This window comes from Streptomyces sp. NPDC102278, assembly GCF_044766345.1.
In the GTDB taxonomy this organism is placed as follows: Bacteria; Actinomycetota; Actinomycetes; order Streptomycetales; family Streptomycetaceae; genus Streptomyces.
This window is the reverse complement of the sequence record NZ_JBIWLV010000007.1, coordinates 310,766-322,625: the sequence shown is the minus strand read 5'-3', so window position 1 is coordinate 322,625 and position 11,860 is coordinate 310,766. Positions and strand designations below refer to the sequence as shown.

Here is an 11,860-nt window from a genome sequence, read left to right as displayed (position 1 = left end):
ATTCACGGAACGTGAAACGTCCAATATACCCAGACCAAAGCTCCGGCCGCCATTCGGTCCGGGGCTTTTTTGCATTCCCGCACCACGGAGAGAATCCAGGCACTTCCGCCGCCTTTTGCACTAGTGCATACATTTGTTGTTCCTAGTTCATAGGGCTAGGGTGTCGCCATGTCTGCGAAGAACCCCGCCCCCGTCACCCTGACCGGCCGGCACGTCACCCTCGTCCCCCTGTCGATGGACCACCTCGGCGACCTGTTCGCGGCCGGAGGCGGTGACGACGAGGTCTGGCGCTGGCAGGGCGGCGCGGCGCCGCGCACCGAAGCGGAGCTGGGCGCGACGCTCACCGCGCTGCTCGAAGAAGCGGAACGCGGGATCTACCACCCCTTCGCCGTCATCCACCGCGCGAGCGGCAGGGCGATCGGCTGGACGACCTTCATGGACGTCGACGCCGCCCACGAGCGACTGGAGATCGGCTGGACCTGGTACGGCCGCGCCCACTGGCGCTCGGCGGTCAACACGGAGACCAAGCTGCTCCTCATGACGCACGCCTTCGAGGAACTCGGCATGGGACGGGTCCAGTTGAAGACGGACCACATGAACCTCCGCTCACAGGCGGCCATCGCCCGACTCGGCGCACGGCGTGAGGGCGTACTGCGCCGCCACCGCCGCCGCCCGGACGGCACGTGGCGGGACACCGTCTACTTCTCGCTGCTCGCCGACGAATGGCCCGAGGCCAAGGCCCGACTCGGCGCCCGCCTCTGACCTCCCGAGGTGCGCGCCGCGTCCGGACGCGCCGGCCGACCGGCGCGCCCGGGCCCGCGAGGGCTCGACGGACGCGACTCCCGCCACAGTGGCGCCATCCGGCCAATTGATTGGCATGGGCCTGACATTTCAAGACCCCTGTGGGACGTTCCGCACGGCGAGCCCCCACGCCTCGCCGCACACCCCCACAAGGACGTGACACAGAGGAGCGACATGAGGAAGATCTCCACATGGCCCCGCGTCACCGTACTGGCCGCCACCCTGGTGCTCTGCGGCTCGACCACCGCACTGGCCCTGGGTCCCACCGCCGACCAACGGGTCGACGGGGTGATGGTCGTCGCGGGCAACACCTGTGCCTGGACCGACGCCCGCACCAGCTCAGGCGCCCCGAGCGCCCTCACCGTCGACCGCACCACCGTCAACACCCCCGGCGGCAACCTGGCCTGCGGCGGCGGGATCACCGCCTCCCTCAACAACAACCCGGCGTTCACCTTTGACGACGCGGCCGCGCTCGCGAAGACCGACGCCATCGACATCACCGGCAAACAGAGCTTCATCTCCTGTCGCTACAGGGCCACGAACATCGTGTGGAACCGTGACGGGTCCACCCGCAAGTACGTCAACCAGGCCTTCACCGCGACCAAGGTGTCGGGGAGCTTCCTCTGCCCGGGCTCCGTCACCACCCCGGCCGGGGACGCCTCCATGCTGTTCCACTGACCCCGGATCGGCGCGCCCCACCTCCCTGGGGGCGGGGCGCGCAACACCGTCCCCCGCCGCGGGCGCACTCGCATACGGAACGCGGGGCCGAGCAGCACGGCCGACGCTACCGCTCAGCCCGCGTCCCGGTTGCCCGCGCGCCCGCGGTCCAGGCCGCGGCCCCACGCCACGCAGGCGACCAGGACCACCGCTCCCCCGAGGGCGAAGAGTGCGGGATCCGGCCGGTGGCCCATGGCGGCGCGGCGTTCCTCGTAGGTGGTGGTCTCCCCGAGCCGTACGCAGAAGTCTCCCGGCGTCATGGTCCGCCCGCCGCAGGTGGGCCGGTCCCAGGTGCCGGCGAGCAGTCCGATCACGCCCAGGACGGCGGTCGCGCATCCGAACAGGCCCACCAGCACGAGCGCGACGAGGCCCGCTCCCCTGCGCGCCGGCCGAGCCGGCGCGGACATCGGGGTGGTGACCGGCCCGCCGGAACCGACCGGGTCGCCGGCCCGGGGCGTGACCGGATCGGCCCGACGGGCGGCGGGCAGGCAGCCGCGCAGCCAGGGCACGTCGAGGTGGGTGTCCTCCAGGCGTACGCCCTCGCCGGTGATCTCCTCCAGCGTGCCGTCGCGCCGGTACGAGGAGACGCGCAGCCCCGAGAGGCCTTCCGCGGGCCAGACCGCCGCGGCGACCACCAGTCGGCCGGTGTCCTGCTCGCGGGTCCCGCGAGGGGCCGGGGACTCGTGTACGTACACCGCGCATTCGGCCTCGACCCGCGCGAGCAGTTCGCGCAGGGTGTCCGAGGCGCCGATGTCGGGAAACGTCGCGAGGGCCGTGACCTCGGGACGGCGGTGGGCCCGGATCCGGCCGGGCACCGAGCCGTGCAGGCGCATCGCGGCGCACGCCTCGCGGAAGGCTTCCCACAGGACGCGTTCGAGGTACTCGTCGGGCTCCGGCGGGGGGCCGGACTCGTCACCGGTCATGGTGCGAGTCTGGCCCTCGGACCGGCCGGCCGAAAGGAGTTTGCGGAATCGCCCTCCGGATCATTCGGCCGGCGCCGCGGACGCCGGCCTGCCTTCCCGAGGTGGGCGAGGTGTCAGGCGGTGAGGTGCGCGGCCGTGGGGACGACGACGCCGAAGAGATCCGCGATGGTGGTGAGACTCGCCGCCTGGAGGGTGGCGGCCGGTACCGGGGTTCCGTCGGGCCCGGGCAACGGCCGGGTGGCGGTCGCCTCGGCGACCACGGTGGGACGGTAGCCCAGGTTGAACGCCCCCTGGGCGGTGAAGGTGACGCACATGTGGGTCATGAACCCGGCGAGGACCAGGTCCCGGCCGGCGCCCAGTTCCGTCAGCGTCTTCTCCAACTCCGTGGCGTGGAAGGAGTTCGGGAACTGCTTGACCACCACCGGTTCGCCGTCGCGGGGGGCCACCTCGGCGCTGATGGCCCCGATCTCGGCGCGGATGTCGTACGGGGTGCCCTCACCGCCGTCGTTGATGATGTGGATCACGCGCGTTCCGGCGGCCCGGGCGGCTGCGAGCAGGCGGCCGGCCGCTTCCAGGGCGGGCTCGGCGCCTTCGAGGGCCATCACGCCGGTGCGGTAGGTGTTCTGGAAGTCGATCAACAGGAGGGTGGAGTCCGCGAGGCGGGCGGGCGTGTTGTCGAGGCCCATGACCTGGCGCAGGGTGCTGGAAGTGCTCATGGTGGGTTCGTTCCTTCGGTCAGTGAGTGGTGCGGAAACAGCGGCGGTAGGCGGCCGGGGTGGTCGCGAGCTGTTTGCGGAAGGCGCGGTGGAGCGTTTCCACGGAGCCGAGTCCGGCCGCGGAGGCGACCTGTTCCAGCGGGTCGTCGGTGGTTTCGAGCAGACGCCGGGCAGCTTCGACCCGTACCGCCTCGACGTAGGCGGCGGGGCTGGTGCCCGTCTCCTTCCGGAAGACCCGGGCGAAGTGGCGCTCGCTCATGCACATGCGGGCCGCGAGCGCGGCCGCCGACAGGTCCGCGTCGAGGTGTTCGGTGACGTGGGCCCGCAGTTCGTCGATGTCCCTGCGGCTGGTGGCCGGACGGCTGAGGGGAACGCTGAACTGGCTTTGTCCACCCTGCCGTTTGAGGTACATCACCAGCTGTCGTGCGACGCCCAGGGCCAGTTCCTCCCCGTGGTCCTCGGCCACCAGGGCCAGCGTCAGGTCCATGCAGGCGCTGATCCCGGCCCCGGTCCACAGCCGGCCCGAGCGGACGAAGATGGGGTCCGCGTCCACCTCGACCCGGGGGTGTTCCGAGGCCAGTTGGGCGGCGGTCGACCAGTGCGTGGTGGCCCGGCGGCCGTCGAGCAGGCCGGCCGCCGCGAGCAGGTGGGCGCCCACGCAGACCGATGCCACGCGCCGGGCGTGCGGCGCGGTGGCGGCGATCCACGCCACCACCTCCGGGTCGACGAGCGCGACGGGGCCCTCCTCGTCCAGTGAGACCGCGCCGGGCACCAACAGCGTGTCCACGGCCGCGCCGACCTCCGCGAACACCAGGTCGGGGACCAGGCGGACGCCGGCGGAGGTGGTGACCTGACCGCCCACGGGGGCGGCCAGCCGCACCTCGTAGAGGTGGCGGCCGGCCACCCGGTTGGCGAGGGCGAAGACCTCGGCGGGGCCGGTGACATCGAGGAGGTCGACATCGGTGAAGACCGCGATGACGACCCGGTGGGGCGTGGGCATGCGTCCATCGTCGTCGGCCCCGCCGATGGCCGCAATGACGGTTGTCTGTCACATCCGGCCATGGCAGGCGGGTGCGTGCGGCCCCCGGGACGGCCCGGGATCAGGAGGAGAGCGGCCGCAGCCGCACCACGGCGACTCGTCCCGCGGTCCGTACCCGGCGGACGCCCGGGCCCCTCAGCTGGGCGGCGTCGTGGCGATCCAGTGCGGCGGAGCTTTCCGGTGTCGGCCCGTCGATCAGCGCGGATCCCTCCAGCGCGACCACGAGCACGGTCTCGCCGGGCTCCGGAGCGAGGGCCTGTTCGCCGGTCGTGACGTGGACCTCGGCCGTCGTGGCGTCCCGGCGGTACATCACGTTGAAGTTGACGACGGGTCCGTCCAGGAGGCGGCAGTCGGTGGGCCGGTCGCCGGCGAAGTGCCGGGGCTCGAAGCGCCGGTCCAGGAGGCTGTGTTCGCCCGCGATGGTGAGGTCCATGCCCGCGCCCTCGGCGACGGTGAGGATCCGGTCGACGCCGGGGAAGGCCGAGAAGGGGCCGTCCGCGGTGACGTCGGCGAGGCTGATCCGCCACTCGAACTCGTCCATGTCCGCGCGATCGGGCCGGACCGCGATCTCCCGCGTGACTCCCCCGCCGTTCTTCCATCGCGCCGCCGGCCGGTCGACCGCCCGGTGGATCCGGGCCCTTCCCCCGCCGGTCGCACCGCTGTCCGTGCCGCTGGTCATCGCGCCGCCCTTCCGGGCCCGGGTGCTCTCCCGGGCCCGGCCGAGCCTAACGCTCTAGTTGACGGACAGGTCGTCCCCGTACACCGCGCCCTGCCCGTACCAGCCGTGCAGGTAGACGGTCACGGTGCCGGAGGCACCGGTCTTGAAGGGGACGGTCAGCTTGGACCACCCGGTGGAGCCGGTCCACGCGCTTGCGGTGGCCCCGCCGCGGACGCCCAGGTAGGCGTAGCCGCCCTGGACCCAGCCGCCGAGCGTGTACGCGGTGTTCGGGGCGAGGGTGAGGGTCTGCGCGCATTCCCCCGTCTGTCCGGAGGTGGGCGAGGCCTTCAGGGCGTACGCGCCCCCGTGCGCGGGGGCGGTGACGACCGCCCCGCCGCTCTGGCAGGTCCACGGGGCGAGCGCCCCGCTCTCGAAGCCGGCGTTGACCAGCGCCCCGCCGCCCCCGCCCGGGCCCGACACGGTGAGGGTGAAGGGGGTCGAGCGGGTGAGTCCGCCGCCGGTGGCGGTGACGGTCAGGGGGTGGGTCCCGGGAGCGGCCGTACCCGCCGCGGCGACCGTGAGCACGGCGGATCCGCCCGTGGTGACGGAGCCCGGGGCGAGGGTGGCCGTCACCCCGGCGGGGGCTCCGGTGACCGTCAGCGCGAGGGGCCGCGCGGTCCCCGAGACGAGGGTGGTGGCGACGGTCGCGGTGGTCGTGCCGCCGGGCGCGACCGAGGCGGATCCGGGGGCGACCGAGACGGAGAAGTCGTCGACGACCGGTCCGCCGCCGCCGGTGAACGGGGCGAAGGTGTGACTGAAGTACCAGGGGTCCTGGACGATGCCGGAGCAGGTGTCGGAGCCGCCGGTGCCGGGGCAGCCGCCGTTGTCGCGCTGGAGGGCCCAGAAGGACAGGGTGTTGAGGCCCTTCGCGGTGGCCCAGTCGTAGACCACCTTCGCGTCGGCGGTGGTGAAGGTCTCGGCGGGGCCGTAGTCGTCGATGCCCGGCATCTCGGTGACGCCGATCATGCCCCAGAGCTGGGCGGGGGTCTTGGTCGGGTACAGGGCGGCGAGTTGGCCCTGGAGGCCGGTGGCGGCGGTCTTGGTGTCCTCGGCCATGGCGTGGCCGGCGCCGTCGTAGTAGTCGAAGGTCATCAGGTTGACCACGTCCACCCGGGCGCCGGCCGTCTTGGCGCTCTTCAGCACGGCCAGGCCGCTGCTCGCGAGGCCGTTCGTGGTCGTGGGAAGGGTGTACGAGACCTGGAGCGGCCGGCCGGCCGCGGCGGCCCAGTCCTGGACCTTCTTGATCGCCTGGTTGCGGCGGTCGATGCCGGCCTTGTCGGTCAACGAGTTGTCCTCGATGTCCATGTCCAGGCGGGAGACGTCGTAGGTGGTGACCACCTTCTGGTAGGCGGCGGCGATCGCGTCCACGTCGGCGCAGCTGTCGGCGATCTCGGTGCCGCCGTTGTCGGCCGCGTACCCGCCGAAGGACGGGATCACGTCTCCGCCGCGGGAGCGGATCGTGGCGAAGTCGGCGCCGAAGACGGAGCCCGAGATCGGGCTGCCCGTGTCGCCGTTCCAGTACGGGGTGCAGGACCCCTTGGCCTCGGTCTGGACGAAGGCCATGGTCAGGTACTTGGCGCCCGACGCGAGCGCGAGTTCGGCCGGGCTGTCGGAGGAATACGCCTCGAAGTACGGGGCGAAGACGTGCGCGGGCAACGGGGTCGCGGCGTGGGCGGTGCCGTCGACCACCCCGACCACGAGTCCGGCGGAGGCGGCCAGGGTGGTCAGGGCGGCCAGTAAGGAGCGAACAGGCCTGGAACGACGTCTCATCGATGCTCCCGGTGGGGCGCGAGCGTACGGGCGGACGCCTCATGATTGGTCTGGACCAACATCGGGTCAAGGGTCCAGACCAATTCTTGAACCGGACAACACACTTCACCCGGCCGGCGCGGTCGGCCCCGGCCGGCCCGGCCCGGGCCCTCAGCGCAGGATGCCCGCCTGTCCGGCGGCCCGGATCCACGACGGGAACTCGGACAGCAGCCTGTCGTACAGCTCGGCGTCCGAGATCGCGTCGATGTCGTCCACCGCGAAGAACCCGACGTTGTCGACCCGCCGGCCCGGCATGTCGTCGAAGCGCTCCAGCACGCCGAAGCCCGCCCGGCCCAGACCGACGAACTGCCAGAACACCGGCTCCTCGACGGCCGCGCGCAGTTCCTGTTCGATCTCGTTGTTCCGGTACACGCCGCCGTCGGAGAAGAAGAGCACGAGGGTCGGCACGGGCACCGCGGTGGCGCGCACATAGGCGCGCACCTCCGCGATGACCTTCTGCTCCTCGTTCTGGAACCCGACCGCGCGCATGTCGACCTGCCCGCCGGTCAGGCCCTTCGGCGGCTTCTTGCGACCGAACAGGCTCATCTGACCGACCCGGACGTGCAGCCGGATCCACTCGGGGAGTTCACCGATGGTCAGGTCGGGCAGCCGTGCCGGGTTGGTGGCGAAGGTCCACGCCTGCATCTCGCCGTCGTCGTCGAGCTGGGCGGCGACGGCGGCCATCCGCTCCACGACGCCGGCCACCGTGCCGCGCGAGTAGAGCGTGGACATCGAGCCGGACGCGTCCAGGACGAGGATGACGCGGGCGGTCACTCCCGCCGCACCGTTCTTCGTCAGACTGACGGCGACCTGCTCCTTGCGCAGCGACAGGCGCTTGCGCATCTCGACGGGGAGCCGCTCCTCCCCCTTGACCAACCGGACGGCGGACGCGCCGGCGGAGGCCGCGGCGGGCGCGGGTACCGGGGCCGGGGTGAAGGCGGGCGCGGGGGGCGCCGTCGACGGGGGCACCGGAGCCTGCCCGGCCGCCGGGGCCGGGGCGTCGTCCACCGTGATGCCGTAGTCGGTCGCCAGTCCCGCCAGGCCGCTCGCGTATCCCTGGCCCACGGCCCGGAACTTCCACGTGCCCGCCCGCCGGTAGAGCTCGCCGCTCACGTACGCCGTCTCCGTGCCCGCCGTCATGTCGAAGCGGGCCAGCTCCGCGCCCGACGCGGCGTCCAGCAACCGCAGGTGCAGCCCGGGCACCTGCCCGAAACTGCCCCCGTCGGCGGACGCGCACAGCACGACGCGCTCGATCCCTGGCTCCAGCGCGGTCAGGTCCACCTGGAGGGAGTCGGCGCCGGGTTGCTTGCCCAGGTGCCGCACGGCGTCCGAGGAGTGGCGCGGCTGGTTGTAGAAGACGAAGTCCCCGTCGGATCGCACGCGTCCGTCGCCGGCGAGCAGCAGGGCGGACGCGTCCACGTCCGGGACTGCGGGACCGGCCGACCAGCCGAGCACGGCCCTGATGGACGACGCCGGGACCGGCAGGTTGGCGCCTTTGCTCAGTGATGTCACAGCGGACAGTCTGCCCGCCGCTGCGGTGGTCCCGGAAGTACGTGCCCGCCGCGATTGCGGGCCGCGCCCCCGGGTCAGGGGCGACGGGTGGTGTGGGGCAGGGAGAAGTGGCCCGGTCGTTCGCGTTCCGTCGGGGTGCCCGACGGGACGTCCGTGTCGATGGCGTCGATCACGACCGGGGAAGCGCCGGTGGGGCCCGTGGCGGTGGCGCGCAGGCGGTAGTGCTCGGTGCGGACGGCGTCGCGGGCCAGGGGGGCGCCGCCCGAATGGAGCGCGTACGGCTTGAAGTCGTTCGCGACGCGCAGCTCGGCGGGGCGCCAGGCGCCGGTCGCGGGGTCCTTGTGCTCCAGGAGGAACGCCCGGGCGGGGCCGGGGGTGTCCCCGGGCTCGGCCACGAGGCTCTCCATCTGAAAGGTGAGCAGCAGGTGACGGTACGCCCGGGTGTTGCCGCCCCGCAGGGTGACCGTGAACTCCTGCGCGGGCCCGCCGCGGACCAGGTCGAGGCGGCCGCCCCGGGTGGCCACGGCCATCGACAGCACGGTCGCGGGAGCAGGTGGCGCCGGCGGGGGCGAGCTCGTCGGGGCGAGCACCGGACTCGGGGACGAGGACACCGGTGCGCTCGGGGTCGAGGCCGTGCTCTGCGCAGGGGAGGCGGCGAAAGCGGAGGCGGAGGGCTCGCCGGAAGGCGGGGCCGCGCCTGCGGTGGAGGGCTCGGGGCGGGCCGGGGCGGCCGGGGTCGGCCCGCAACCCGCGAGGGCAGCGGCCAGCAGGACCGACACGACGAGCGGCCGCGCCCGGGCGGCGGACCCGCGCCTGTTCTCGGGTCTGCCCTCGGGTTCGTTCTCGCGTGTGTTCCGGCGTCCGGCGTACATGGCGGCCCTCCTGCGGCTCCCGGCTGGGGGAGGAACGTAGCAAGGTCGCGGACCGTGGTGGCGGGGGCGCGATGACACTTCGGTCACGGTTCACGGCCGGCCCGACGCCCCCGGGTGGTACGAGCCGGACCCACCGGGACACCGCGTGCCGAACCGGGCGCGACGAACCGGCCCGGAAACGACGATGTCCCGGGCCCGGCTCGACGCCGGACCCGGGACACCCCGGGGTCTAAGCGGTCTCCACCGTGCGGCAGACGAAGCCCAGGCGGGTCAGCGCGCGGGTCACCTCGCCGGCCGTGAAGTCTCGGCGGTCCTGGCGGGTGATCACCTCGCCGACCTGCTTGACCGGGTACGTGCGGCGACCGATGATCACGGATTCCCCGGTGACGACGGGTTCGGCCTTGATCCCCTTCATCGACTCCAGGACCTCGCTCTTGGTGAGCTCGAAGGGGAAACGGGCGATGACGCAACGCATGATGCCTCCGCGGGAACAGGCGGGAACGGGAAGGTGAAAGCCGGACCGGACGGCCGCGAAGGCGGTCAGGACGTGAGGGCGAGGACGCCCAGGGTGTAACCGTGCTCGTCGACCACCGGGGACACCTCCAGGACACGCCCGCGCATGGCGCTGCGGGCCTCGCCCACCCCGACCGAGGACGCGGTGAAGGGCCCCCGGTCGAGGGGGATGTCACGCAGCCGGGTGGGGTCCGCACCCCGGCATCCGCCCCGGTGCGCGTCGAGCTGGGCCCGGGTGACCAGACCCGAGCACCGGCCCTCGTCGTCCTGGAGCACCAGGTGCTGCGCCCGGGCGGAGATCAGTACCGAGCGGGCCACGTCGACGGGCATGTCGTCGCCGACCCGGGGCCCGAGGTCGCCCATGGCGTCCCGGGCCGTCAGGCCGGTCCCGTCGCCCGGTCGGGCAAGGGTGCGCACGCGTTACGCCGCGCTGTCGTAGGAGCGGCGCCGGGCCTGCGCCGGGCGGCTGCGCCGGCCGCGGGTGGAGGCGGCGCTGCGCGTGCGACGCTCCGTGACCGGTGCCGTGATGGTGACGGGCACGCCGGAGGGGGCCTGAGCGCCGGTGATGCGGTTCAGTTCGGCTTCGCCGGAGCGGACCTGGGTGGTCTGCGGGGTGATCCCGGCGGCGGCCATCAGGCGCACCATGTCCCGGCGCTGGTTCGGCAGGACCAGGGTGACCACGCTGCCGGACTCGCCGGCGCGCGCGGTGCGACCACCGCGGTGCAGGTAGTCCTTGTGGTCGGTCGGCGGGTCGACGTTGACGACCAGGTCGAGGTTGTCGACGTGGATGCCTCGGGCGGCGACGTTCGTCGCGACGAGCACGGTCACGTGGCCCGTCTTGAACTGCGCCAGCGTCCGCGTGCGCTGCGGCTGCGACTTCCCGCCGTGCAGCGCCGCGGCGCGCACACCGCTGTTGAGCAGGTCCTGCGTGAGGCGGTCCACCGCGTGCTTGGTGTCCAGGAACATGATCACGCGGCCCTCGCGGGCGGCGATCTCGGTCGTGGCGGCCTGCTTGTCGTGGCCCTGGACGTGCAGCACGTGGTGCTCCATCGTCGTGACGGCGCCGGCCGACGGGTCCACCGAGTGCACGACCGGGTCGGTCAGGTACCGGCGCACGAGCAGGTCCACGTTGCGGTCCAGGGTCGCCGAGAACAGCATCCGCTGTCCCTCGGGGCGCACCTGGTCCAGCAGGGCGGTGACCTGCGGCATGAAGCCCATGTCGGCCATCTGGTCGGCCTCGTCCAGGACGGTGATGGCGACCTGGTTGAGCCTGCAGTCCCCGCGCTGGATGAGGTCCTTCAGTCGGCCGGGCGTCGCGACGACGACCTCGGCCCCGCCGCGCAGCGCGCCGGCCTGGCGACCGATGGACATGCCGCCGACCACGGTGGCCATCCGCAGGCGCATCGCCTTGGCGTACGGCGTCAGCGCGTCGGTGACCTGCTGCGCGAGTTCACGCGTCGGTACGAGGATCAGCGCGAGCGGCTGTCCCGGCTCGGCCCGCTGACCGGCCGTACGGGCCAGCAGGGCCAGGCCGAAGGCCAGCGTCTTGCCGGAGCCGGTGCGACCGCGCCCCAGGACGTCGCGGCCCGCGAGCGTGTTGGGCAGCGTCGCGCCCTGGATCGGGAACGGTACCGAGACGCCCTGGGCGCCGAGCGCGGTGAGCAGTGCCTCGGGCATGTCCAGGTCGGCGAAGGCCTCGACGGCGGGCAGTGCCGGGGTCAGCGTCACGGGCAGGGCGAACTCGCCCTGCGGGGCGGCGGAGCGGCGGCCGTAGCCGCCGGAGCGGTTGCCCCCGCCGGAACGGGAGCCGCCGGACGAACGGCTGGGAGCGGAGGAGCCGAAGCGGCTGCCGCGGCTGCCGCCGGAGGACCCGTAGGAGCCGCCGGACGAGCCGTAGGAGCTGCCGGAGCCGGACGAGCCGTAGGAGCCGCCGGAAGAGTAGGAGCCGGACGAGCTGTAGGACCCGCCGGAAGAGGCCCCCGTGCGGGAGCGGGACGAGCGGTCGTTGGTGCGAGCTGCGCGGTTCATGCAGAACCTTCCTCGATGCGGCACGTATCGAGGAATTCCTGGCGTTGGCGTGAGCCGCAGCGGATTCGCAAGAACGAGCCGAAGAAATGACACAACAGGGCCGGGCCGAAAGCGCGGAGCGGAACGGAACGGTTCACTGCTGAATGGGGCGTCACCCTGCCCGGCGGCCGTGGCACAGGCCGGGCATCGGGGGCGACGGCCGGGCGGACTTC

General features: G+C 73.0%; 11 protein-coding genes and 1 pseudogene. 2 read left to right on the top strand and 10 right to left on the bottom strand.

What is annotated here, in order from left to right; translation table 11 throughout:
- The first annotated feature begins 168 nt into the window (after positions 1 to 168).
- Both ACIRO3_RS19940 and ACIRO3_RS19935 read left to right on the top strand, forming a co-directional pair.
- Entirely contained in the window at positions 169 to 762 is a 594-nt protein-coding gene (locus ACIRO3_RS19940) for a GNAT family protein (RefSeq protein ID WP_361782308.1), read from the top strand.
- Between the two features lie 213 nt (positions 763 to 975).
- On the top strand, positions 976 to 1,479 hold the full coding sequence (locus ACIRO3_RS19935; protein ID WP_404138404.1) for a hypothetical protein: 504 nt from the start codon (positions 976 to 978) through the stop codon (positions 1,477 to 1,479).
- Positions 1,480 to 1,592: 113 nt separating this feature from the next.
- On the opposite strand, the gene ACIRO3_RS19930 is transcribed toward ACIRO3_RS19935, so the two are convergent.
- The 10 genes and pseudogenes from ACIRO3_RS19930 to ACIRO3_RS19885 all read right to left on the bottom strand — a co-directional run bounded on the left by ACIRO3_RS19930 (position 1,593) and on the right by ACIRO3_RS19885 (position 11,648).
- Positions 1,593 to 2,441: a hypothetical protein gene (locus ACIRO3_RS19930; protein WP_404138401.1), complete on the bottom strand. Its 849-nt coding sequence runs from the start codon at positions 2,439 to 2,441 to the stop codon at positions 1,593 to 1,595.
- Between the two features lie 113 nt (positions 2,442 to 2,554).
- Positions 2,555 to 3,157: an isochorismatase family protein gene (locus ACIRO3_RS19925; RefSeq protein WP_404138398.1), complete on the bottom strand. Its 603-nt coding sequence runs from the start codon at positions 3,155 to 3,157 to the stop codon at positions 2,555 to 2,557.
- A gap of 19 nt (positions 3,158 to 3,176) precedes the next feature.
- Positions 3,177 to 4,157 (bottom strand): GlxA family transcriptional regulator, encoded by a 981-nt coding sequence (locus tag ACIRO3_RS19920; protein ID WP_404138395.1) that lies wholly within the window; start codon positions 4,155 to 4,157, stop codon positions 3,177 to 3,179.
- A 100-nt stretch (positions 4,158 to 4,257) separates the two neighbouring features.
- Positions 4,258 to 4,875 (bottom strand): HutD family protein, encoded by a 618-nt coding sequence (locus ACIRO3_RS19915; protein WP_404138393.1) that lies wholly within the window; start codon positions 4,873 to 4,875, stop codon positions 4,258 to 4,260.
- 54 nt (positions 4,876 to 4,929) lie between these two features.
- On the bottom strand, positions 4,930 to 6,684 hold the full coding sequence (locus tag ACIRO3_RS19910; protein WP_404138390.1) for a glycosyl hydrolase family 18 protein: 1,755 nt from the start codon (positions 6,682 to 6,684) through the stop codon (positions 4,930 to 4,932).
- 150 nt (positions 6,685 to 6,834) lie between these two features.
- Positions 6,835 to 8,235: a VWA domain-containing protein gene (locus ACIRO3_RS19905; protein ID WP_404138387.1), complete on the bottom strand. Its 1,401-nt coding sequence runs from the start codon at positions 8,233 to 8,235 to the stop codon at positions 6,835 to 6,837.
- A 74-nt stretch (positions 8,236 to 8,309) separates the two neighbouring features.
- The gene (locus ACIRO3_RS19900) at positions 8,310 to 9,107 is read right to left on the bottom strand and encodes a hypothetical protein (RefSeq protein WP_404138383.1); all 798 of its coding nucleotides are present in this window, start codon (positions 9,105 to 9,107) and stop codon (positions 8,310 to 8,312) included.
- Positions 9,108 to 9,351: 244 nt separating this feature from the next.
- A pseudogene (locus ACIRO3_RS19895) lies at positions 9,352 to 9,582 on the bottom strand (SCO5918 family protein); the annotation flags it as partial.
- 65 nt (positions 9,583 to 9,647) lie between these two features.
- Positions 9,648 to 9,983 carry a hypothetical protein gene (locus tag ACIRO3_RS19890; RefSeq protein WP_404138514.1) on the bottom strand — a complete coding sequence of 112 codons (336 nt, stop codon included), beginning with the start codon at positions 9,981 to 9,983 and terminating at the stop codon, positions 9,648 to 9,650.
- 57 nt (positions 9,984 to 10,040) lie between these two features.
- Positions 10,041 to 11,648, bottom strand: coding sequence for a DEAD/DEAH box helicase (locus ACIRO3_RS19885; protein WP_361782279.1), 1,608 nt, complete (start codon positions 11,646 to 11,648; stop codon positions 10,041 to 10,043).
- Positions 11,649 to 11,860: the final 212 nt, after the last annotated feature.